A 24,338-nucleotide genomic window follows, 5' to 3' on the forward strand; every position below is an offset into this window, starting at 1 on the left:
GGCTGGGGTCAAAATGGATCTCAAACAAGTTGCGAAAGACACCGCTAAGGTGCTGGCAAGTTACCTAACCTATCAATCCGTGCGGATGGTGGTCGCTCAGTTGAGCGAAACCAATCCTCCTCTGGCAATCTGGTTGAATGAGTTTTCCACTAAGGGCAAAATCCAAGATGGAGAAGCTTATATTCAAGAGTTGCTTTTGGAAAATCAAGATTTAGGCTTTCGGATCATGACTGTGCGAGAGTATCTGGCTCACGATGTGACAGAATATTTGCCAGAAATGGTTTGTACTGGCATTCAACAGGCGAATATGGAACACAGACGCCAGCATTTAGAGCGAACTACGCAACTTAATTGGTCTGTTCCTAGCAGTAATCCTGAAACATCAATAGATTCTGAACCGAATCTGGATAATTTGTCGAGTTAATCGATCGACAAGTGCGATCGAACACACACCTTAGAGATACAAAAAATGAAGACTTTACCTAAAGAGCGTCGTTACGAAACTCTGTCCTATTTGCCCCCGCTGACAGACGCCCAAATTGCCAAGCAACTCCAGTACATCCTGGATCAAGGCTACATTCCCGGCGTAGAATTCAACGAAACCTCTGCCGCTGAAATGCGCTACTGGACTTTGTGGAAGTTGCCTTTGTTTGGTGCTCGCAGCGTCCAAGAAATCATGGCTGAAGTTCAAGCTTGCCGTCAAGAAAATCCTAGCTGCTACATCCGCGTCATGGGTTTTGACAACGTGAAGCAATGCCAAGTGCTCAGCTTCATCGTGCACAAGCCTAACACCAGAGGCTACTAAAAAGTATTGGCTGGCTAATCTAACTTTTAGGTTAACAGTCATTGCAGACTTGAGGCGGAGAATTTTCTCTGCCTCTTTTTTTATGTTTCTACTAAGGACTTTATTCCTTCTTCTTCCTTCTGCTATAGCTTACAAATAGCTTTTAAAACTTGCAACAATAAAATTGAAGAGTCGGACTCCATCAGGTTTAGCAAAGGCATTAGGTGATAGGTTGGGTTATTGCCACCCTGAATATTGACGAACTGATAGTGCATTCCGTTTGTTGTCAAGCCCCAGATTGTGTCTTGATATTTTAAATTTTGATAAGCATAGGTTAGCAATTGGGATAAACCCATCAATGCGTTAATTCCAGAATTTTTACTTTCAATCACCAAAACCCAAAAATATGTATCGCTTCTGATGGGTTTTATCCTGTTGACAGCTAAGATATCAAACCGTCCTTTAATGATAGTATCTTCATCTTCAATGCTAATTTCGGCGATGTCTTGTTCTAAACTAATTTTAATCGGGCGACGGTAGAAGCCAGCCAATCGCATTAAGGGAAAGGTAGTCAGAGCTTTTACCAATCCTTCAGAAACTCGATCAGTTGAAATGTAGTCATCGAAGTCCTCCCTAATTTGTATAATTTCCTGCTGTTCGTGTTCTGTGATATCTTCAAGGGATAACAGAGAGGTAAATGAGTTAGTGTACTGTTTTTGAAAGCCGAACAGACGGTGTACTTCTGCTAATGTTAGGTTTTTGGCATTAATAGTTGTCGTCATATTTTAATAGTTATTTAATTTTTAGTTATAATTATAACATAGACATTGCGGTAGTTTACTTGCACCATTCTTAAGAACAGGCAAGATGCCTGTTCCACAACATATCAAGTTTCTTGTGGGGTATGCCGGAGAGCCGGCCCATATTCTTAGGAACAGGCAAGATGCCTGTTCCACGACATATTAAATTTTTTGTGGGGCGGGCATCTTGCCCGCCCATGAAAGTGACAAAGGGGATAACTGCGAACCTAATCTATCCTTTCCATCACAATTCCATCAACTATTTCATAACCCCAATTAGAGTTGCGATTTGCCAACTGCTGGGCCATGTCATATTCGCCTAAATTGCAGAGTTCAACTAACTTTTCATATCCTGCATCTCTTTCTCGCTGTAACCTCTCTCCCCGCAGTTTTTCTCTCTCTTTCTCAGAAGGATTTGGTCGTTCTTCTCCCAACGGATTAATATCGCTAACTCGTTTCATATCAGCCTCATTAAAAAGGGATTGATTCGACTATTTCACCGTCAACTATTTCGTAGCCCCATTCTGGGTTTGCAGCGATTTGTTTTTCTACTAGACTTCGGCCGAGAGGAGTTTTGTAAGCTTTTTGCAAAGAGGAAATACTGGGGATTTCGGCGGCCGTTGGGGGCTGTTTTTGTTCGAGTTTTGGCGGTTCAGCAATTGTTTCAGATGTGGAGTGATTTAAGGCAGATTGAGGCGCGATCGCCCCTAACTTCCGCATAACGCTATCCTTGGTGATTTGCGGTTTTTCGTTGAAGGAAGACGGCAGATATGGTGTGTCAACGCCCTGCTGTTTTGCTTTGAGTGCATCATCGGCAAGGCGATCGCACTTTCGCAAAAAACCCTCCCACAAATCTTTGCCCAAAACCGGGTTTCTCAAGTCAGCACGTGCTTTAGATACTGCTGCTTCTAGCGGTTCGCCTTTGTGGACGTAATACTGAATTCGCTCCTCTTCAAAAGCAGGATAAGGCACTTCCGGCTCGATTTCCCAATCCCGCTTGACTTTCTGACTTTCTCCTAAAGGAATTCCGGCGATAAATTCATCCCAAAAAGTCGAGGTTAAGCCTTTTGTCATGCTGTCAATAATTTTAAATGCCCATCCAGAAGGATTGCCGAATCCTAAGTTGCGCTCTTGAGCATATGCTTCTAAAGCTCGCTGAAAGTTGTGCAGTTGTTCTTGAGAATTCCAAGGGCCGCTAAATCGGTAATGAGGCGTGACAGCAACGGCTATTTGCTGGCGGGGTTGCCCGAAATATTTGTCGGTTTTAACTACATGATTTGGGGGTGATGTTTCGGGGAATATTTCTACAGGGTGATTGTTGTTTTCGCGGCTTGTCTGTGTTATGATTTCTGGCAGATTCGGTGTCCAAAAGTTATTGAGTTTTTCCTCGAAAGCGTCAATGTCCGCCCAGAGTTCTAGGGTGTCGGTGTTGGGATTTGTTAATTTTTCTTTCAGGAGCGATCGCACTTGGAGCTGCTTTCTCGCTAATTCCTGTTCTTCGTGATTTAAACCGGTGGCTTTTTCAATTTCGCGGCTGTTAGTTTTTACCCATTCGCCGGAATTGGACTTTTGTGATTGCCATTGCAATAATTGGCAAAGAAAAATACTCGCCGCGACTCCGCCACTAATTGTGGCGAGTTTGGGATAGTAGATGGCGGGGTTTCCTAGATTTCCTAAAAATATTCCTATTTTCATTTTGTATATTCTTAATTCCCTTGAATCTTAGGGTTATGATTGGCCCAGCTTAGCTTGAATTCTAGGGGGCGCATCGGGGCAGCTTACCTCGACTAAACTAGCATCGAGAAACTTAAGATTTTCTTTAAGCTTCTGTCTATTCCTGACTGAATGGAGTTTCTAGAGTAAAAACGGGGATCGCTTATTCGATCGCCTGATTGACAGGACTGAGTTAAACGTAATAATAAATTATTTACTGTACAGCTTCTGCCAAAATGAATCCAGAACGCCAAGAGGCTTATTTGAACTTAATCGAGCGAGTGCTTACCTGTCCCAACGGCCAAGAACCAGAGGTTTTGAGTTCCTGTTCCGATTTAATTGATGCGGGATTTGTGCAAATGCTAATCCAGATATCGGCTTCAATGGCGCGCGAAGGTGACGAAGATACTGCTAATTTTTTAGTGCAACTTGCTCGTTTGCTGGGGAAATCTTTGGGTTTGTCGCCGGATTTGAAGCCGGCTGGGTACAGTAGTGCAAAGGGGTAGAGAAAAAGTGCGTTAGCGAAGCCCTCGAAGAGGATCGCCTCGTTGTATCATGTTTTGAGAAAAGAGGGCGATTCCCTACCCTTCGGGATAGCTTCGCCTGACCTAATTTTTAAATGCAGCTATGGCTTTACAGTTTATATTCGAGAGGTTCACAAAAATCATCCACCCCAGTTTTAAATACATAAATAATCACCGAAGTCACCAAAATATCAGGGCAAATTTTTGCGGCAACTAAATCTCTAAATGCTGCATTCAATTGTCCGTTTGTCAACTCTTCTTTAACCTCTGATTTGCAGATAGCAACGCGGCATCTTTTAGCCAATCCGTCTAACCAATTTTCCGAGATATTCGGTTCTTGTCCGGCTTGAATTGCTAAAGATATCGCTGCATCTTCGATGTTACCTTCGCAATCTTCGATGGCGTCTAGGGCTTTTAGGGCTTCGGGATATTCGGCTAATTGCGATCGAAATTGGGCAATTTGTTGTGAGGTAATAATCACCATATTATTTTCCTGTGTTTTGTGTTTGCGGGATAAGTTTAGCAATTAAAGTTGATATTATAGCATTTTTTTTGAGGTTGGGATTGGTTGTTTGAATTTTATCACTGGTGCAATAGTTCAATGTGCTTGAAACCCCCGTCTCATAGCGGAGTCCGAGGATGGTTTCAACCCCCGTCTCCTAGTGGAAGTCCTCTCAATAAAACTGATGACAAGGATTTAAAGGCTAATTAATCATGTTCAAAATGTGAGATTGCGATGTTGCGAAGTCCGACGATGGTTGAAACCCCCGTCTCATAGCTAAATTCCTCTTGCATAGGACTGATGAGAAGGATTTCAATGGTAATTAACAATGTTCAAAATGTCACTCTTAATTAACATTGTGCACATCTTCAGTCCTCTTTCAGAGGACTTGCGCTATGAGACAGGGGTTTCAACCCCTGGCGGACTATGGGACTAACGACAAATCCCGATGATCGCCTTTTCAACCTCTGGCGGACGATCGGACTGGCGACCAATCCTCACAATTATTGCTAAAATAACAAAAACCAACCGCCTCAAAATCTCACCAATGTTAGATAAAATCTGGCGATTCCTCAAACAATTAATTCAGCGGCTATTCGGCATCAATCCGAAAATTGAACCGACACCTCCTCAACCGCGACCAACTTTGACTGATGCGGAATACGAGGCGAAGTTCATGGAACTTCTCGAAGGGGTGAATGAGGGCTGGGGAAGAGGGGATGTTGCGGGATTCTTACTCGCAAAACGCATTAAAAATGGTGATTTGGCGGCTTGGTTGCGGAGGTTTGGGGCTCTATTGTTGGAGGGCGGGTACGGGGACACGGCCCCTAGGGATGCGGTGGTATCGATTGAGGTAATAAGCAATGTGATTTAGTGAATTTCAAACGGGAGTTCGCCTCGTCCAACAAACCTTTAGAATTCAAATCCGATTATTCTGGAGCCTAGAACAATTGGGCATTATCTTGGGTAATTTAGGATTGTTTGAACAAGAGATTGCCTCCTATGAAAAAGCCTTATAAATCAAACCAGATTACCACTTTCTATGTAAAAACCGGACAATTGCACTGAAAAAATTAGGAAGTGTATAAGGGTTAATTCTTCCTTAAAACTGAGATATTGCACCATTATCAATAACTCTTATATGGGCGGGTTATCCTGCCCAACCCCTACTTCCCACCCGAAAATCTACTATTTGTGAAATAGGCCGGAAAACCTATTATTGAGAATGGTGCAACATATGATTTAAAACACACATTCTCACTAAAATGGCGCTAAAATAGATTAATCGGCGATTGAAATCGCTTCTACACATACAACAAACTCCGCCTGCCCGGACTGAATAGAGGAGAAATAATAAAATGACAACCGTTACTTTAAACTTAGATACTGTCGAACTAACAGACGAACAGTTTTACCGTTTATGCCAGATGAATCGAGATTGGCAATTTGAACGGACACCTAAAGGAGAAATCATTATTATGTCACCCGTAGGCGGAGTTAACGGCAATCGAGAAGCTTATTTAATGACTGATTTGGGCTTGTGGAACCGTAAAATGCAGCTAGGGAGAGTGTTTAATTCTTCTACAATTTTCCGGTTGCCTAATAATGGCTATCGAGCTCCAGACGCCGCTTGGGTTAGCTTAGAAAGATGGTCTGCTTTAACAACAGAAGAACAAGAGAAATTTCCGCCAATTTGTCCTGATTTTGTCATAGAATTGCGATCGCCCCCAGACCCGCTGCGACCACTTCAGGAGAAAATGCAGGAGTATCTCAACAGCGGTTTACGCTTGGGCTGGTTAATTAATCCTCTAGACGAACAAGTAGAAATTTATCGCCCTTCTCGCGAAGTAGAGATTGTACAATTTCCTGTAAGTTTATCGGGAGAAGATGTCTTGCCCGGATTTGTTCTTAATTTGCCGATGATTTGATATTGCATCAAATTTTTCCTGTTTCCAACTGTATTTTCTTCGGACAAATATCATCATCGTACCAACCAGTCAAAGCCACCGCCAAAGCATCTGCCGCATCGTCGGGTTTCGGAATATAACCCAACTCCAACTCCCGCGCCACGGCCTCTTGCACTTCGGATTTATCCGCATTACCGCGGCCCGTCAAAGCTTGCTTAATTTGAGCCGGCGTAAACTCGAACAGCGGCACTCCACACTGCGCCAATACTAGGGTCAAAACGCCCCGCGCTTGCGCTACAAGTATGGTATTTCCCATCTTGTAAAAGAACAGTTTTTCGGCAATTGCTATATCTGGTTTAATCTGTTCAATTACCTCGTGCAAATCGTCGTAAATTGTTTTCAACCGCTGTCCCATTTCCTGTTTTGGCGTTGTTTGTATGACGCCGCAATCAATCAGGGAAACGCTGTTTTTATCTTGTTTGCCGGGGACAATTTGACAGGAAATTGCCCCATAGCCGAGATTTGCTAAGCCGGGATCTAATCCTAAAATTCGTTTTTCCATTGCCAGAATTAGTAATTGGAACTGGGGAAGGAGGCCTTAAAAATTTGGGAAATGTTTCCTCACCACCCATTACCAATTACCAATTATTAATTACCCCTCAGTTGTTTCTAGGCCGAATACCCGATCGAACACTTTAGTCACTTTATACCCCGAATCTATTGATTCTAGCGGGTCTTTCCGCAATCGGTGCCGCAAACACAGAGTCATCACCCGGCGAATATCGTCCACAGTCACCTCTGTGCGGCATTCCAAAGCCGTGAAAGCTTTCGCAGCCCGATTCGTCACCAAATCGCCCCGCAGCCCGTCTACGTCCAATTCCGCGCAAACTTGGGAGATTTTTACCCGCAACTCTCGATCGATAGTTACCGATTTCAACCTTTCCTGGGCTTCCACCAACCTCTGCTGCATTTCATCTTGTTCGCGCTGGTATTTCGCGAGAAACTCCGGCGGATTTTGGTCAAAACTCGATCGCTGTTCGACAATTTCCACTCTTAAATTCGGGTCTTTTACAGTCCGAATTTCTGCGTGCATCCCGAATCTGTCGAGCAACTGCGGCCGCAATTCTCCTTCTTCTGGATTCCCGGAACCGATGAGAATAAACTTAGCCGGGTGGCGGATCGAAATGCCTTCTCTTTCAACAGTATTCCAACCGCTGGCGGCCGAGTCGAGCAAAACATCGACTAAATGATCGTCGAGCAAATTGACTTCATCAACGTACAGAATGCCGCGGTTAGCTTTAGCTAAAAGGCCGGGTTCAAAAGCTTTAACACCTTCTGACAAAGCTTTCTCGATGTCGATCGTACCGCAAACTCGGTCTTCGGTAGCGCCCAAAGGCAAGTCTACCATTTGGACTTTCTTGCGGGCGATTTTAATGTCAGTTTGAGACATAGTGCGATCGCGCACCTCATCACTCATCAAATCTGGATCGCTGGGATGACTGTTAAAAGGATCGTCAGCCACCACCTCAATTTCCGGCAGCAAATCAGTGAGGGCGCGGATTGTGGTAGATTTACCAGTACCTCGATCGCCCATAATCATCACCCCGCCAATTTTGGGATCGATGACATTCAACAGCAGCGCCAGTTTCATCTCCTCCTGACCAACAATTGCAGTGAAGGGAAAAACAGCGCGGCGGGCTGCGGTAGCGGTAACGGTTGGTAGAGCGCCCGCATTTAGGGTATTGCTGACTTCGGCAGTAGGACTCACAGGATAACTCAAAATATAATAATTGCTTGTTTATTGTGACATACAAGCGGACAACAGTCGATCGGCAGCCTTGAAATCCAAGTACAGAGTTAGTCTGATTCCTCTCAAAACCCCGCCAAAAACAGACTATTTCTGAGACACAGAACGCGCAAAGTCTAAAATTTGTTGCTGACGTTCATCAGACAAACGTTCAACCATCGCAGCTAATAGCTCCGATACAGACAACCAACGCCTTTCTTTCGACTTCCAAACCACTAAAAACTGCTCGGTAGACAGAGTACACAAAGCTATCGTTTCGCCAGAGCCCTCGCTAAATTCTACCTCGTAAGTTCCATCATCATAACAATCTACAATTGCCCCTCTAACACCCTGGTGCAAATTAGATTCAGGTAATGTTACTAACAATTCGACTACATCAAATAATTCTGGCACGATCGTGCTTACCTCCGAACGAATAGTGTTATCAGTCTCGCCCCATTACTACCCGGTTCTACGATCCAACCTGTACGGACAATCCCCTGCTGTCCCTGTACACCCACAATTTCCAAGTCTAGAGTATAGCGCTGTCCGTGTTTGTCATTTAGTCCTAAAACTGCTTCAGCATCAAGAATTTTAGCTGAAATCTGTGTTAACAGCAATTCATAGTTTTCTTGGCTAAATCCTAAGCGACGCTGAAATATTACAGCTTTATCGCTACCGACTGGATTATCTAAATTAAGAGCATACTCTGTTAATTTTCGAGGAGCGATAACGAGATGGCTGACAAGTTCTTTCAGCTTCATGTTTGTTGACATAACACTAATTTTAGCATCCAACAGATTAAAGATCTGTTTTGGCAACCCGATCGACTTTCAACTTTAGCTCTAACGTACAATAACTAATAACTAATAACCCACAACTACCACTGCGGCTCGGAAGCCATCAAAGCAGTCGCAGCCTCGCTCGGTAACGGCTTAGCAAAAAAATAACCCTGACCGTATTCGCAGCCGATCGACCTCAACCTAGCTAATTGTGCCGCCGTCTCCACACCCTCAGCAATCACATCCATACCCAAAGCATGAGCCAGCGCCACAATCGTCCGCACGATCGCCACATTCTCTCCCTCGCTTTCGATCTCCATTCGCCCCACAAACGACTTATCAACCTTCAAAGTATCCGTAGGAAACCGACTCAAATAACTCAACGACGAATAACCCGTACCAAAATCATCAATTCCCAACTTGACATTTAACGCTTTCATCTGCTTCAAAACCGCGATCGCCGACTCCACATCCTCCATCACCACACTCTCAGTAATCTCCAACTTCAAACTCTCGGCACTCAAACCCGTTGTTTCCAAAATCACCTGAATGCGATCGACCAAATCCGGCTGAGCAAACTGCTTCCCAGATAAATTTACACTCATAATCAAAGCTTGATCGAAACCAAACATTTCCTCCCACAGCCGCAACTGTCGGCAAGCCTCCTCCAGCACCCACTCACCCAGCGGCACAATTGCCCCCGTTTCTTCAGCCACCGGAATAAACTTCATCGGCCCAATCAAACCCCGCAGCGGGTGTTGCCAGCGTACCAAAGCCTCAAACCCAATAATCCTCCCGCTTGCCAAAGATACAAACGGCTGGTAGTGCAGCAAAAACTCCTGACGCTTGAGGGCCATCCGCAAATCAGTTTCCAACTGCAACCTCTCCACCGCCAAAGCGTGCATCGAAGCATTAAACACCTGATACCTTCCCGTTCCCAAAGCCTTCGCCCGGTACATCGCCGTGTGGGCGTCCCGCAGCAAGTGTTCCGGCTGTTCCCTGACAGTAGCAGCGGGTTCGCCCCCGATGGCAATCCCGATGCTTGCCGTCACAAAAACCTCCTGCCCCTTCAACTCAAAAGGCACAATTAAAGCTTGGTGAATTCGAGTGGCCAAATCCACGGCACTGTCAACATCAACATTCCTCACCAAAATCGCAAAATCATCACCCCCCACCCGCGCCACAGTATCCCCGGAGCCAATAATTGCCCTCAACCGCAGCACCACCGCCATCAGGAGTTCATCCCCCACCAAATGACCCAAAGAATCATTAATCACCTTAAACCTGTCTAAATCTAGAAACAGCACCGCAAACAGATAGCTGCGCCGGCCCCTAGTATTGGCGATCGCCCGCCCCAGGCAATCCACGAACAAATCCCGGTTGGGCAAACCAGTCAGAGAATCGTGAAAAGCATCGTAAAGCTTCCTGTAAGCACTGACACCCACACCAGTCACAACTAAACCCAAAGTCGGCGACACTAACGGTACCCACCCACCCCCAGTAAAAATCCCAAAAGTAATCCCCAACAAACCCATTAACGCCGCACCCCCAGCCAATCCCGCCCTCGCCGGATGCTGAATCCGCCAAGCCAAAACCCCGCCAACCATCGCCCAAGCACCGTTCCACAAAATTTCCGCCCATTCCGGCCACACCCAAAACAGCGATCGTCCATCCAAAACCGCACTCAATATTTGGCTAAGCATTTGCGTGTGCAGCAACACCCCCGGCATTTTCGGACTTTGCTTTTTAACCGGGCTGTAAGGCGTCAAAAACAAATCTCTGGTACTCGGTGCCGTCGTCCCGATCAGCACAATCTTGTCCTTAACCCAGCTTGGTTCAATTTCTCCCTTCAATACCTGCCTGATACTGACTTGTCGCGCCACCTCCTTACCAGAACGGTATTTGAGCAGAATTTGGTAGCCTTTGGCGTCGAGATTTGCATAGCCGCCACTGTCAGAAGTTAAAGGCACAAATTCTGCCTTTCCCCAGTTGATTTGGTGGGGATGAACAGCGCTATTTTTCTGCTGTACTCTGTCTTTGAGATACAGCAAAGCCACTTGCAGAGAAAACGATAAAGCAATCTTTTTGTCTGGTTGCGAGACTGAGAGCAAATTGCGGCGTACAACGCCATCAGGATCGAGCACGAAATCGTTAAAACCAACCCGATCGGGCGGTATCCCCGGAGGCGCAGGCACTCCCGGACTTTCTGAATCGCTCAATTGGTTGATCGCCACCACATTCGGTGCTTTCAGCGCGGCCAGCAATTCTTGGTGTCCCGGCGCTTGAGGCAAATCCCGGTACAAATCCAAACCGATGACTTTTGGCTGATACTTTTGCAGTTTTGCCAAGGTTTGAGCGATCGCACCGTCGGAAATCGGAAATCTCCCCAAAGCTTGAATATCGGCCTCAGAAATTCCCACTACCAGCAGTCGCGGATCGGGGCCCGCATCTGGCTGCAAGCGCACTAACGAGTCAAAACTCGCCAATTCCAAGCTTTGCAGGCCTCCCAACTGCCGAATTCCCATATTCAGCAGCGTTACAGTCACGCCCGCAAGCATTGCAGGCAAAATCCTGACCCGTCGGTTTTGAGAACTCAGGTTGAGACCAGTTGCGACAGACATGACATATCGAAGATTTCGAGAGAATTTGGCAGTCACAGAAAAAATATGTCGGTGCAAATTAGCTTTGCACAAGTCTGTTCTTACAGAATTGAGCTTAATATGAGATTGAATGTAATTTTTTCAGAACTTGTGCCGCAACCGAGTTTCTTTAAGCTAATTACTCGATTTGGCAAAGTATTTCTCGAATGGGAACCGGGTTTTTGAAGATTTGCCGACAAATCCTGTCTTTCATTCCTTGTTTCCCCAAATTCGCACAAGCGTTAAAATTTAGTCGATCAAACTTTCAGGATATTTTTGAGATGATGGCGAATCAACTTCCGATTCCGGTGATTGTTAACGGTGCCGCAGGCAAAATGGGCCGCGAAGTAATTAAGGCGATCGCCCATGCTAGTGACATGACCTTATTTGGGGCTGTAGACCGCTCTCCTGAGTGCCTCAACGCCGATGCCGGCGAATTAGCCGGATGCGGCCCGTTAGAAGTTCCCATCACTGACGACTTGCAAGGAATGCTGGTATTAGCAGCTCAGGAAAAGCAGTTAGGCGTGATGGTAGATTTTACGCACCCTTCGTCAGTTTATGAAAACGTGCGATCGGCTATAGCTTACGGCATTCGGCCGGTAGTCGGCACTACTGGCTTGAGCAGCGACCAAATTCAAGAATTAGCTGAATTTGCTGATAAAGCTAGCATCGGGTGTTTGATCATACCCAATTTCTCGATCGGCATGGTTTTGCTCCAACAAGCCGCCGTCACGGCATCTCAGTATTTTGAACACGTAGAAATTATCGAGCTGCACCACAATCAAAAAGCCGACGCCCCCAGCGGTACGGCAATTCAAACTGCCCAAATGTTAGCAGAAATGGGAAAAACTTTCAATCAGCCAGAAGTTGAGGAAACCGAAAAATTAGCCGGAGCTAGAGGTTCAGTGGCGGATGAAGGGATTCGCATTCACAGCATCCGTTTACCAGGTTTAATTGCCCACCAAGAGGTGATTTTTGGCGGCGCAGGTCAAGTTTATACTTTACGACACGATACGAGCGATCGCGCTTGTTATATGCCCGGAGTCTTGCTGTCTATACGCAAAGTCATTGAATTGCGATCGCTCGTTTACGGATTGGAAAAAATCTTGTAGTCATTAGTCATTAGTCATTAGTCATTAGTAATGTGGAATTAATCTAACTTCTAACTTTTGACTTCTAACTTCTAATTTTTGACTTCAACTTCAATCCGTAAAATCTGTTAAATCCCTTAAGATAATCCGCTTCCGAACAGACAGCCGTTGCATCCCGTACATTGCTCGTTGCCGAACTTCTTATGCTAATTCCCTTAACCCGCGAAACCTTTCAAGAACTAATTCCCGCCGTCGCCACAGGAGCACAATACAAATATATCTGGGGAAAACCGCCCGATTTTTTGAGGCGAATGTTAATCTCTGCAGTCAGCGTAGTTTTCCTCCTGGTAGTCTACAACTTCGCCGGTTCCGATGTCGCGCCGCTAGTTTTAATCACCGGATTGATAGCTGGTTTGTACTGGCTGTGGGGGCCGATTTTGTGGGCGAGTTTGCGGAATGCAGAATGCCGCAAATATCAATACTGCGGTTTTTGGCAAGGACGAGTTTTGGATATATATATTACAGATGAAGTCACAAGTCAAGAAGAAACAGTCAATCAAAAAGGACAACTCGTAATAGTTGACAACCTAGAACCGCGCATCAACTTAGAAGTTGGTGACAAAACCGGATTTACTACTACACTTCGAGCTCCATTGCGGAAAGATCACCAAGGAATTGTCCCCGGTCAAGCTGCTTTAATGTTAATTATGTCAAATCAAGAAGATTTAGGCAGAATTGCCAAAGTTTCAGATATTTATATTCCCAGCCGTGACGTGTGGGTGAGCGACTATCCTTATTTACGCAGAGATTTGTTTGTCGAGATGAGCCAACAGATTAAAAAAGGTAGGAAAAAAGGGCGCGATCGCACTAATCAAAGCAGAGATGTAAAAAGGCGATCGCCCGCTGATTATTAATCTGGGACTTAGGCACGGGTGCGTGGGCAGAAACCGGGTTTTGGGGAGATACTTGGTTGTAGTCGCAAATTAAGGTGAAAAACCCGGTTTCTCGGAGCTCATATCAATTCCGTTATTATAGGAATGACAAGCGAGGAGACGGCAGTGCCGTTTCCCTACCGAAAATAATATTGTAGGGAAACGGCACTGCCGTGTCCTAAATTTTGGCTAATAATTCCGATGCAACCGGAAACGATCTCACAGATAGAATGACTACTGACTACTGACTAATGACTAATGACTGCTGACTTCTCGATCAACTGTTCCCCTCTTGGCCGTAAGCTTGCCAAGCCAAATCCACCAGCCCGTTAACAATAGCCACAGCCACCACCGCAGATCCCTTGCGGCCCTCAATCCGAATGTGAGGAATCATCGAATCGTGCAGCCGCGACTTAGCCACGTCCACCCCCACAAACCCAGAAGGAGTGCCAATCACTAAAGCCGGCCGAATTTCCTCAGATTCAATCAAATCTACGATCGCCGACAAAGCAGTTTGAGCCTGGCCCACCACAAAAATCCCTTCAGGATAGCGTCTTGCCAAAGTTTCAATCCCCCAAGCCGCCCGCGTCCTTTCCTTTTGGGGCCGCGTCAAAGCCTCCATCGAACAGTAAACCGGATTCGCAAAGGTACTTTGGATTTGTGGCGTAATGCCCACCTGCACCATCGGCACATCTACCACGATCGTAGTCCGAGCAGCCAAAGCAGCCGCCCCAGCCTGCAAAGCCTGATCGGAAAAACTAATTAAAGACTTGTACTCAAAATCAGCAGTAGCATAAATCACGCGGCGGACTATTTCGTACTCCGCCGCTGAAAAACCGTGGTCGCCAATTTCGTTATCGATTAATCCCAGACTCTGGGCATCGCTTACGTGCCATTCCATTTGTTGGATAGCTGTCGCCTGTGAGTTGTCAGGTATCAGCTTACCAGCTTTTAGTCATTGGTCAACAGTTAACTGTTGACTGTTGACTGTTGACTGTTGACTGTTGACTGTTGACTGTTGTCACTTGGCTGTTGACTGTTGTCACTTGGCTGTTGACTGTTGTCACTTGGCTGCCAACTGACAACTAAGTTTCCGATGACGAAGAAGATTTGCCCAACACCGGAGTCAGGAATGCCACCAAAACTCCGATCGCAAAACCGGACACATTCCGAACCACAGGCAACCAGTCAGAAGTCCGAGTCACCACAGGCCCAAGTCCGAAAGCGAAAAACAGAATGCCCCACAGCGGCGAAAAAATCAGCGCCCACTGCCAAGCCACCACCTGTCCCGGCTTCCGAGGCTGAGCCGCAAACCCGCAGATGACGCCGCCAACCACCGACGTAATTAAGGTTAGAACCCACTGTTCCCTCGGCAAACCGGGAACCACGCGGCATCCGCCCTGACGCAAACAGCCTTCTATCGACTCCAAAGATTCAATAATCGCTCGATCTTCGCCATTGTCCCGCACAAAAAATTGATTACCGTAGCGGGTTTGCAGTTCCACCCAAAAAGTGCGCGGCAGCAGCGGATACAGCGAGTCGCCCACATTAAAATTGAGCAAATTGCCCCCTCGCGGGTCAGCAACTAATAACACACTCTTGTCATCTAGCCCCCAATAGCTTTTGACAGCCAAACCGGGCGTGCGATCGTACTGAGTCAGCACTCGCAATTTCCAACCGGTTTCGGCTTCAAATGCCTTTAAATTTTTTGCCAAACTTTGTTCTTCAATATCCGTAAGGGCTTTAGCTAAGTCAATGATCGGCGTCTGAGTTGACGGCAACAAATCGGGATTATTGAAAGCGTGGGCCGCAGGTGCGATCGTCCACACGGACAAAGCCAGAAAAAATGCGGCAACAGAGGCTAGAAATTTTCGCGGGAAAAGCTGTGACATAGGAACTTATAATCCGGGTCTTAATTGTGAATGCTAGCTGGCGGTTTTAACCAAAGGATAAGAGAAAACTCATTTTTCTTTACAATTATTTACTTTACAGGAAGCCGAGAGCAAGGGGAAGGGGGAAAGAGTTTTTGAGAAAGGGGAGGGGGAGAAGGAGAGGGGGAAGGGCCCAGAAATTAGCGATCGAGCTCCTCAAGGGGGTGAGTAATACCAATTTCCTAAAGTCCTGCTACAGATAAGGCGTCTAAAATGAATTCCCATCCCGTCAAAGAAGCAACGACCCCCCCTAGTTTCACCAAAATGGAGGGGGGCTGTACAAATTTCTGAACGATTTTGCGTCATCCTAGCTGTTGAGGTACGACCGCTACAACCCGCATTCTACCGTTTTTTTATGATCTGAATCACACTTTGGGGTAATTTGGATCACTATAACCGCGCAATTGATTGGCTTTACTACGTAATGGGGGTTTCAAACCCTCAAGTTCTCTACCAAACGACTTTCTCACAATGTATCCTGAGAAAATAAATTGAGGAGACATTGGCAATATTATCACTTCAGGATTTTGGTTATGTCGAACCTTAATAAACCAGAAAGAGCCTTCACCTACTTCTAAATCTACAAACACATCATGTTCAAGGGCTAATTTTGAACATTTACGTATAGCATCATCTTCAAGTGCTATTTTTAGAGTTGGTTTAATCTCCACCCAAACACCTAAGTCTTCTATCCAAAAATCAGGTGTATATTTTGTTTCATCTGTAAACTTAAAAGGCTCTTCTCGCTCATACTTCCAACTTAATTCTAAATGTTCAAATATTGAAGCCCAGTCAGCCTCCAAGCTGGATTTGAAATCAACGTTATAGCGCCGTGTTGGTTTTGGTACTATATTTCTAGGCATATTTTATTTTCCTCAGTATGCTATAGATACGCTAACACATTCGGCTCGCAAGAGACTCCCTTGTGCAAGAACCATGGTGCAAAAAGAGTTAGAAAAGTTGACCAGGGAAGTCGTTGCTTCTTTGACGGGATGGGAATTCATTTTAGACGCCTTATCTGTAGCAGGACTTTAGGAAATTGGTATAACATCCCCCAATCGAAAATCAACTGCATCCCCCAATCGAAAATCGAAAATCGAAAATCGAAAATCGACTGAATCCCCCAATCAAAAATCGAAAATCGAAAATCTAAAATTGATTTGGTTTTGCCCCAACCCCGTCACAGAGACGCCGATCGCGATCGCTCACATTAGGATTAGTTCTCAGATAATCTCCCACCCAATCGCAGCCCCTCACCAGCAAATCGTCAAGATCCAAATTCCACAAAATCACCCGATTATCCCGGCCAGCAGAAGCCAGAACCTTCCCATCCGGGCTAAAACTCACGCTCATCACGCTATCCTTGTGACCCGTCAAAGTTTTCAGCAAAGTCCCGCTGCGACTCCAAAGCTTCACCTTATGATCGTAACTACCCGAAGCAACCAACAAACCATCCGGGCTAAAACCCACGCTAGTCACGCTGTCGCTAGAACCCTTCAGCAGCGTCGCCACCAAAGTCCCGTCTACCTTCCACAATTTCACCGAATTGTCGTAACCAGCCGAAGCCAGCATTTTGCCATCAGGGCTAAAAGCAACCCCCAACACAAAACTGTTGTGAGCTCCTTCAAAAGTTCTTAGCAAACGACCATCCCGATTCCAGAGTTTGAGAGTACCATCATCGCTGGCAGAAGCCAGCATCGAGCCGTCGGGACTGAAAGTCACCCCAGTCACCCAGCCTGTGTGTCCCGTCAAAGTCTTAATCAACCTGCCGTTTCTAGTCCAGAGTTTCACAGTCTTATCCTTGCTAGCCGTTGCCAGAACCTCGCTGTCGGGGCTAAAACTCACGCTCATCACGCTGTCGGTGTGGCCGTCGAGAGTGAAAAGCACAGAAGGCGAACACGGGAATAGCGGAGCCGAAGGACAAGGGAGAATATTATTCATGCCATCTTCTGTCAAACTCCACACCTTCACAGTTTTGTCGTAACTCCCAGAAGCAAGTAGCTGGCCGTCGGGGCTGAAACTGACGCTGGCGACTCTCTGAGTGTGTCCTTCCAAGGTTTCCAGCAAAACCCCCGTGCGGCTCCAGAGTTTGATAGTGTTGTCCGTAGAAGCAGAAGCCAGCCTTTGGCCGTTGGGGCTGAAAGTAACGCTTTGCACCCGGTTTTGGTGTCCGTCGAGGGTTTTGAGTGGCACGTCATCGAGTCGCCACAGCCTGATAGTTTTGTCAAAACTTGCCGAAGCCAAGGTTTTGCCTTCCGGGCTAAAACTCACCTGAGTAACTCGATCGGCGTGTCCCTCAAAAGTTCTCAGTAAGCGACTCTCTGGTTTAATGTTGCTAGCATCGGTTGGGCGTTTGTCGCCAACACCAGCAAGATTCCAGAGTTTGACAGTCCCGTCTGCACTTCCAGAAGCAAGTGTTTGACCGTCGGGGGAGAAACTGACACCAAATACCCACTTGCTGTGTCCCCGCAAAGTTGTTAACAGTTCACCTTTTTTTGCTGGTTTTGAATTTTCTGTTGGTGGGTGTTTGAGTGCCGCGATGCTCCAGATTTTCACCGTTTTATCTTCACCCGCACTGGCGATCGTTTCACCATCGGGGGAGAAACTGACGGTGTAAATTTTCGAGGGTTGTCTGTTTTCGCTGTGCCATAAATTAGCGATTAACCTGCCGTCCGAACTCCACAGTTTCACACTACCGTCATCGCTCGCCACAGCGATTATTTTGCCGTCGCGGCTGAAGCTTAGCCAATTTACGGGAGCAAATTGTTCGATCGTTCGCAGCAGCGTGCCGTCGGTTTTCCAAAGTTTGATAGTTTTATCAGTAGAGCCAGTGGCGATCGTTTGACCGTCAGAACTAAAAGCAACGCTGGTAACGCTATTAGTATGCCCTTTGAAAGTAGCCAGCAAACTGCCGTCTGTTTGCCAAATTTTGACAGTTTTATCTAAACTTGCCGAGGCTAGGGTTTTGTTGTCGGGACTGAACGCTACACAGGAGACGCTGTTAGTGTGGTCTTTGAAAGTTGCCAGCAAACTGCCGTCGCGTCGCCAAAGTTTGACTGTTTTATCTACACTGGAAGAAGCTATTGTTTCGCCGTCTGGACTGAAGCTAAGACCCCAAACTACATCGCCATGTCCTTCCAAGCGGTTGCGTTCTTTGACTCCATAAACTGCCTGCTGGAGGGCAGCCGAAATCAGAATTTCGGTGTCTTTGAGAGTATACATTTGTTGGGAGTGTTCGATCTGTTTCCACTTTTTACCAGCTCTCAAACTTTCCATCATGGCGTCAAATTTGTTGTTTGAGAAATAAAGTGCTTCAGAAGCTGCTGTCAGGGTACTGATTTCGGCTCGCTGAGTTTGAGCGACAGCTAGCTGTTTTTGACCCACAGCCCGCCACCAAAAATTTACGGCGGCGATGGTGGAACTGGTGAGCAGCATGACGCCGATCACTGCTACTCCCAGCAGTTGTTTGAGAAAAGTATTGGCTCGGTAGAGCTGTGCTTGACTCATTTTTTTGTCTGCTTCTGCTTTGTGCAGTCTGGCTTCTAAGCCGAATCTTTGGCGAATCGGTCGCACTAAATAGTCGTGTACCAATTGATAGCGGTCTTCTGGCGCTTCCCGTAGCAGAAATAGCAAACCGTGACCAACTAAAATGTCTAAAATTAAGTCGAGGTTGTCGGTTTTATTGGGTCGGCTTTCAGGGTCTTTGGCGAACTGTCGCTGTAGGGAAATTCTGTTTCTGCCGATCGCCGATAATTCGGTTTCGCGGGCATCGGCTGGCTGTGGGCCTGTAACTAACGAGAGTTCGTGTTTGGTTTTTATCAGTCTTACGCCTCTTTCATCTGTCAGGGAAAACAAGATTTTCCAAGCCGCGTCTTCGTTAACCAGGCCACAGTCAGAGATGACTCTTTCGAGCGATCGTTTCACTAATTCTGCTTTGGGATTGTCCCCCAATTGCTGGTATTGTGCTAGATTGGTAATACCTTCTTCTTGCAGTTGCGCTCCTACTACCTGCAATTCGATTGGTCGCACTTCTTGCAGTTCGTCTGCTAAATCTTCTACGAAGGCATCGATCAGTGCCGGCTCTAAATAAAATTCCGCTCGTTCTGTTAAGTGTCCGATGACAGCCCGCGCGTCTTTGATAGAAAAACTCCGCAGTTGGTAGCGGATACTTTTGTCGAGAATATTATTGTTAATAGCGTCAAGATTTGGGAAGCGATCGCAATCTAGTAAGTAGTGCAAATAATCTTCGCGCAAGCACAGAATTATTTTGACATAAGGCAAATTCAAAAACAAGCGCAAAAAATTATAAAAAAGTTGTCTTTGTGCCACTGAAGTCGAAACAAAGAAAAACTCTTCAAATTGATCGAAAATCAGCACAGTCAACAAATTATTGGTGGCATTTTCGCGCAACTGCTCTATAATAAAAGAAGAGACTTCCGAGCTGCGAGCAGGAATAACCGAGCAACTTTTTTTATTGATTTCCTGTAGTCCTTTGGAGATTAATTTACTTTCCTCTTCGGCTTGTTTGTCGTACAGTGCGCTGTTCAAAGCATTTTCTAACTCCACCAGCCAGTCGGTGTAAACTTTGACTACTACGGGCAATGTATCCCGCGCGCCCGGAGTAATATTTTTCAAAGCTGGTACTAAGCCGGCATTGACTAGAGAACTTTTCCCGACTCCGCTGGGCCCATGAATAATAGTTAATTTATGGTCATCCCTGCTAATTCTTTCTAGCAAGCTATTGATATCTGTTTGGCGCGAGTAAGCTGTCATTTCCGCTGCGATGGCAGCTTGGTTTTGAGCTGAGGGGCCCGAAGGATTGACGGCTTGGCGCTGCTGCTGCAATTGGCTGGCTCCGATAAAAGCTCTAAATCCGTATTGATATTCGATCGACCGCTGGGTTTTTTTAATCCGAAACGCTTTAAGATACTCTCCCTGCTCGAAATAAACCGCTTGCAGTTCCGTCAAAATATCGATGTAAAGTCGGGGGTCGTACTTCGGCTCGCTTTGAGATTGAGCCAACTCCAAAGAATGAACCGCCGCTTCCCACTGGCCTAGCTGCCGCAAACTTCGGGCTAAAAGTAAAAGATAGGAACTCCTGTCGGATTTGGGATGTTGGATTTTAGATTTGGGTTCGTTACTTAACTCGTTAGATCCCACAAATTCTGGATAATTTCCCTCAAACCCCAATCTCAAATCTTCAATCAGCAATCTCAAATCATTAGGCGTTTGATCCAAAATCGCCAAAGCCAACTCGGCTAGCTGGCGGGCGTGACTCCACCTCGACTGTTGCAGGGCAACTTCAGCCAAAAAGCCGTAATCTTGAGCTAGTTGGCTGGGAGTACCGTAAGTGAAGTGCAACTGCAAAGAATTTTCCGCTAATGCTTGCAACTCTCCCCAAGCTTTCAGGCGCTGCAGCACTTCTCCGAGGTGTGCTGTCACCTCAGCTACCAATTCCGGGCGTGAGGCAAGGGAGAAAGCGTTTCTAGATTGTTCCAGGCTAATCCAAGCTTGTTCCCAGTGCTGGCGGTTGGCAACCGGGTTTCTGGCTGCTTGCAAGCGGTGACAGAGGGCTATGTGAAACAGCACTATGCCTTCTCTCTCTAAAAATAAAATTTTGGGGACAGGATTCGACAAGGAGGAGAAGGTTTCTGGGTTTTCGGAATGTTCCAAGTTTTCCAGTTCCCAGTTGCCCGTTTTCTGCTGCCAAAATACTAAACTTTCTTGGTAGTGAATTAAGGCAGTTTCGGTTTGGTCGCTGACATAGTAATCTCGACCGAGAACGAATTGCAGGCTGGCTTTGAGGGCGGGTTCTAATTCTTCACCGCGATTTTGTAAATCTCTTAAAGCTAATTCTAGTTCTCGGCGTGACAAAGAGCCGATCGCCAAATCGAAGGTATTGCCAGGACTCAATGGCGAATACGAGTGGACATCTGATTGTCGTCGGTTTTGGGGCCCTGAGTTAAAAGTTAGAAAGCGTTCTCCAGCGCTGATTTCGCGCTCCAGACCGCGTTTTTCGCACGGGGTTTCGCAGGTCTCACAATTAGCTATGGTGCTGACGTTGCTGCTGGCGAGTTCTTGATTGAGTTCGCCTATTTTAAATATAGTATCGGCCCGCCTAGCGAGGAAATTAATTAATTCGTCAACGCCCATTTCAAATTTAATTGTGGCGGCGGCCCAACTTTTGAAATCCGGGGCCAGACGAATCATTTTGGTCACGATGTCATCTGTTACCCACAAAATCACTGGGCAGGAAAAATTTTTGCGAAATTCGTCTCGCACTTGATTGGTAGAAGCCATCAGTTCGTCGATCGCTACTACTGTTTCTAAACCGAATACCATCAAAGCCGAGGCGGCATCGACAGGCGAGTACCCCTCCTGGAAAGTGCTTGCCTGCAGAGTAGTGTAAAGGGTTTTGACTGAAGCTGGCAGGACGATATCTTGAATTGGAACTGGGGACACTTCTCGCAGCCGCTGCGCTATTTGCTGCCGCAACTGCTCGTAGTTGCAGCGCACCAAAATTAGCGAGAATTGGTGTTGAGACATTGTGATGGATCTGACCAGAGTTTTGAGCGAGCGCTCGTTGTAGTTTGCAGTTTCTTGTACCTTAATTAGATCGGTCATGCGTGCACCTCTTTTGCATTAATCAATTACCTAACGCTCGCCAATCGTGACTGAAAGCGTATCTACTTAGATATCGCCGTCTCTGTCTGACGCTTTATCTCTGTATAAATACGTAGTTTTCCGTACTTGTCCTATCAATACTTACATAGTTATTAGATCCAATGTAAAGATATCATACCTCTCAATCTCAGAGAATGCTAGACTTCCAATAAAAATTTAATGTCACCCTTAGATTTTTTGATTCAGCTATATATAAAGGACTACCGATCACAAATAGCCAACTGCTAAGTTCACGATCATACTGACGGCTAGCTATTAGTAAACAACTCCGATATATCTGTAGCAGGCATTTAGCAAAACAGAAAAAAAAATGTCCTCCGGGATGGGATTATTTTAAATTAAGAACAACAGGTAAAAACAGACATAGGGGGTCTGGCATTGCAGATATGAGAGTTGAAAGTGGGGAAAGTCCTTAGTGGTGGCAAACTTTTACACGACAATAACATTCACCGCCTATAGCCAGCATTCAACAGAAATCAGCCAGTGGCAAAAACCGCTGACTGATTTCTGTATTGGATGGTAAGATTTCGGAGTTATGAGCGAGGAATTTTCAGTTAAATAATTTCTAAGTCCCTCGTGGTTAAGGGTTCTCAGAGTCACAAAGCTATCTCAAAAATCCCAACTATTTTGGCTCACTGCGCTGCAGCCACTCCTTATATTTTCTGGTTTCTGCTAGGGCTGGATTAATCCCAAACCAACGACCTTCTTGATCGCGGTATTCAAAGACAAACATACTTCGCAACAAGATTTGAGACTCTTCTTCGCCGGTTACACTTTGTCGCTTGACGACTTGAAACAGCAATTCCCATTCCAGGTCATTGATGGCTCCCAAAAGGTCATCGCGATATTCTTGAATGACACTTTCGAGGCATTCGCGAGAGAAGGGAGGGTCTTCGTGCTGCAAACAGCTATACAAAAGCATCAGTAGATTGCGAACATGACCGCCACTAATCCGACAAAGCCGATCTAAAGTTTCGGGAGAGTCAAACACCTGGGAAATCAAATCGATGCGTTGATGGGGAGCAACTGCGGGGAAAGCTCTAGCTAATACTAGCTGCCGCAGCAGTGCCATTCCTTCGAGGTGGTCTTCGCCCGATCGCACTTGCACTGGTACCATCGGCATCACCTTGGGCTTGACTCCAAATCGACTGGCGAGGCGGCCGAAGTCGTTGGAAAAAATCAAAGTCAGGGGAATCGTGTAGACGACATGGCAATTAAGTTTTTTCAACTGTTCGCCACGGTCTAAAAACAGGTATTCTGGCTGGGTGCGTCCGCTGGGTTTGAGGGAGGCGTCGAGGCGATCGAGGTTGTCAACGATGACTGCGAGCCCTTTTTTGCCTTGGTGCTTAAGTTCGGCGTTAGCTTTGTTGAGGAGTTCTTCGTTGATCGACTGCAAAATGCTGTTGGTGCGGGGTTCGAGATATTGCCTGAGTTGCGATCGCAGTTTGGGAGAGTCTTTAGTTTTAGCAGTCACTCTAGCAATGCCTACAGATAACTCGGCTTCCGCTGACAAATCTATGGGAGTCTGCAAAAATTCTGCCACTTCTGCAAACAGATTTGTAAAATAGCTCGGTCTGAGTTTGATTTTAGCGGATTCCATAGTTTCGCTGACTTGGCGCGCAATGCTCAGCAAAATATCGCTAATATCTACATCCCCCATGTCTAAGTCTTGGGAAGACTCAAAGTAGACAACGCAAAAACCCTCTTGCTCTAACTCAGCTTTCAGTCGAAACAATTCCGTAGATTTGCCACAGCCGATATGTCCTGTAAATAGCTGACAGGTTGGCTCGTTGGGGGAAATGCGGGTAATGGTTCGCTGTAAAGATTCAATGATTTTGCCGCCACGCACGGAACCAAAATCAATGTAGTATTGATAATCCCCTGGGTCTCCCGCAACAAGGGTCTTGCTGGGGTTGCAGGCTTTATAGAATCTGTCTAATTCGAGTGCGATCACAATTGAAGCCGAATAAAAGTTAAAAAGTTAATCGAAAGTCTAAACTTTCTTTAGTTGAGTTTAGTTTGATTTGTAACCTTTTGCCCTGTGGGGTAATGCCCTAAATACCCAAAGAACCTTGATCTGGCAAGGGGTTTTCCCGGCGCTGGAATTGGGAATTTTTAATTAATAATTTTTTATTACTTAGCGGGATCAGTGATATTACTGATATTGGCAGGAGTCTGGGTAAATTGGCGGGGATCTGGTTAAATGGTAGGGGAAAACAGGGCTCAAGAGAGAGAGAGATTAAACAGTTTTGAATTTGTGCTA

Annotated in this window: 21 protein-coding genes; 7 read left to right on the top strand and 14 right to left on the bottom strand. The window is 46.1% G+C overall.

What is annotated here, in order from left to right:
• The first annotated feature begins 13 nt into the window (after positions 1–13).
• Entirely contained in the window at positions 14–424 is a 411-nt protein-coding gene (gene rcbX, locus QUA83_RS12565) for a RuBisCO chaperone RbcX (RefSeq protein ID WP_333103382.1), read from the top strand.
• A gap of 45 nt (positions 425–469) precedes the next feature.
• A complete protein-coding gene (locus QUA83_RS12570) occupies positions 470–805 on the top strand; it encodes a ribulose bisphosphate carboxylase small subunit (RefSeq protein ID WP_190745620.1) in 336 nt (111 codons plus the stop codon).
• A 122-nt stretch (positions 806–927) separates the two neighbouring features.
• Here QUA83_RS12570 and QUA83_RS12575 read toward each other — a convergent pair whose 3' ends face one another.
• The 3 genes from QUA83_RS12575 to QUA83_RS12585 all read right to left on the bottom strand — a co-directional run bounded on the left by QUA83_RS12575 (position 928) and on the right by QUA83_RS12585 (position 3,279).
• Positions 928–1,566, bottom strand: coding sequence for a restriction endonuclease subunit R (locus QUA83_RS12575; protein WP_333293482.1), 639 nt, complete (start codon positions 1,564–1,566; stop codon positions 928–930).
• A 245-nt stretch (positions 1,567–1,811) separates the two neighbouring features.
• Positions 1,812–2,045 (bottom strand): hypothetical protein, encoded by a 234-nt coding sequence (locus tag QUA83_RS12580; protein WP_333293483.1) that lies wholly within the window; start codon positions 2,043–2,045, stop codon positions 1,812–1,814.
• Positions 2,046–2,055: 10 nt separating this feature from the next.
• Entirely contained in the window at positions 2,056–3,279 is a 1,224-nt protein-coding gene (locus QUA83_RS12585) for a hypothetical protein (protein ID WP_333293484.1), read from the bottom strand.
• 254 nt (positions 3,280–3,533) lie between these two features.
• Here QUA83_RS12585 and QUA83_RS12590 point away from each other — a divergent pair, with 254 nt between their 5' ends.
• A complete protein-coding gene (locus QUA83_RS12590) occupies positions 3,534–3,803 on the top strand; it encodes a hypothetical protein (protein ID WP_015179218.1) in 270 nt (89 codons plus the stop codon).
• A 127-nt stretch (positions 3,804–3,930) separates the two neighbouring features.
• Here the strand turns inward: QUA83_RS12590 and QUA83_RS12595 are convergent, their stop codons facing one another.
• On the bottom strand, positions 3,931–4,305 hold the full coding sequence (locus QUA83_RS12595; protein WP_333138433.1) for a hypothetical protein: 375 nt from the start codon (positions 4,303–4,305) through the stop codon (positions 3,931–3,933).
• 466 nt (positions 4,306–4,771) lie between these two features.
• On the opposite strand from QUA83_RS12595, the gene QUA83_RS12600 reads away from it, so the two are divergent.
• Positions 4,772–5,197, top strand: coding sequence for a hypothetical protein (locus tag QUA83_RS12600; RefSeq protein ID WP_333293485.1), 426 nt, complete (start codon positions 4,772–4,774; stop codon positions 5,195–5,197).
• Between the two features lie 484 nt (positions 5,198–5,681).
• Complete coding sequence (locus QUA83_RS12605; protein ID WP_333293486.1) at positions 5,682–6,251, top strand: Uma2 family endonuclease; 570 nt, start codon at positions 5,682–5,684, stop codon at positions 6,249–6,251.
• A 7-nt stretch (positions 6,252–6,258) separates the two neighbouring features.
• On the opposite strand, the gene ruvC is transcribed toward QUA83_RS12605, so the two are convergent.
• From ruvC to QUA83_RS12630, 5 genes are all read right to left on the bottom strand, one after another.
• On the bottom strand, positions 6,259–6,792 hold the full coding sequence (gene ruvC / locus QUA83_RS12610) for a crossover junction endodeoxyribonuclease RuvC (protein WP_333293487.1): 534 nt from the start codon (positions 6,790–6,792) through the stop codon (positions 6,259–6,261).
• 90 nt (positions 6,793–6,882) lie between these two features.
• The gene (gene bchI, locus QUA83_RS12615) at positions 6,883–7,998 is read right to left on the bottom strand and encodes a magnesium chelatase ATPase subunit I (protein ID WP_333293488.1); all 1,116 of its coding nucleotides are present in this window, start codon (positions 7,996–7,998) and stop codon (positions 6,883–6,885) included.
• A gap of 126 nt (positions 7,999–8,124) precedes the next feature.
• Complete coding sequence (locus QUA83_RS12620) at positions 8,125–8,430, bottom strand: DUF4926 domain-containing protein (protein WP_333293489.1); 306 nt, start codon at positions 8,428–8,430, stop codon at positions 8,125–8,127.
• Positions 8,431–8,438: 8 nt separating this feature from the next.
• Positions 8,439–8,792, bottom strand: coding sequence for a DUF6883 domain-containing protein (locus tag QUA83_RS12625; protein ID WP_333293490.1), 354 nt, complete (start codon positions 8,790–8,792; stop codon positions 8,439–8,441).
• A gap of 104 nt (positions 8,793–8,896) precedes the next feature.
• Complete coding sequence (locus tag QUA83_RS12630; RefSeq protein WP_333293491.1) at positions 8,897–11,419, bottom strand: EAL domain-containing protein; 2,523 nt, start codon at positions 11,417–11,419, stop codon at positions 8,897–8,899.
• Positions 11,420–11,721: 302 nt separating this feature from the next.
• Between QUA83_RS12630 and dapB the strand changes: the two genes are divergently transcribed.
• Together dapB and QUA83_RS12640 are read left to right on the top strand one after the other, a co-directional pair.
• Positions 11,722–12,549, top strand: coding sequence for a 4-hydroxy-tetrahydrodipicolinate reductase (dapB, locus tag QUA83_RS12635; RefSeq protein ID WP_333293519.1), 828 nt, complete (start codon positions 11,722–11,724; stop codon positions 12,547–12,549).
• 182 nt (positions 12,550–12,731) lie between these two features.
• On the top strand, positions 12,732–13,442 hold the full coding sequence (locus QUA83_RS12640; RefSeq protein WP_333293492.1) for a phosphate ABC transporter permease: 711 nt from the start codon (positions 12,732–12,734) through the stop codon (positions 13,440–13,442).
• Between the two features lie 295 nt (positions 13,443–13,737).
• On the opposite strand, the gene QUA83_RS12645 is transcribed toward QUA83_RS12640, so the two are convergent.
• From QUA83_RS12645 to QUA83_RS12665, 5 genes are all read right to left on the bottom strand, one after another.
• A complete protein-coding gene (locus tag QUA83_RS12645; protein ID WP_333152258.1) occupies positions 13,738–14,361 on the bottom strand; it encodes a precorrin-8X methylmutase in 624 nt (207 codons plus the stop codon).
• A 184-nt stretch (positions 14,362–14,545) separates the two neighbouring features.
• Entirely contained in the window at positions 14,546–15,352 is an 807-nt protein-coding gene (locus QUA83_RS12650; RefSeq protein WP_333152256.1) for a TPM domain-containing protein, read from the bottom strand.
• A 404-nt stretch (positions 15,353–15,756) separates the two neighbouring features.
• Entirely contained in the window at positions 15,757–16,254 is a 498-nt protein-coding gene (locus QUA83_RS12655; protein WP_333293493.1) for a hypothetical protein, read from the bottom strand.
• 286 nt (positions 16,255–16,540) lie between these two features.
• A complete protein-coding gene (locus tag QUA83_RS12660; protein WP_333293494.1) occupies positions 16,541–22,015 on the bottom strand; it encodes a WD40 domain-containing protein in 5,475 nt (1,824 codons plus the stop codon).
• 682 nt (positions 22,016–22,697) lie between these two features.
• Positions 22,698–24,029 (bottom strand): P-loop NTPase fold protein, encoded by a 1,332-nt coding sequence (locus QUA83_RS12665; protein WP_333293495.1) that lies wholly within the window; start codon positions 24,027–24,029, stop codon positions 22,698–22,700.
• Positions 24,030–24,338: the final 309 nt, after the last annotated feature.

Origin of the sequence: Microcoleus sp. K1-B1 (genome assembly GCF_036704705.1) — a bacterium.
GTDB lineage: Bacteria > Cyanobacteriota > Cyanobacteriia > Cyanobacteriales > Microcoleaceae > Microcoleus.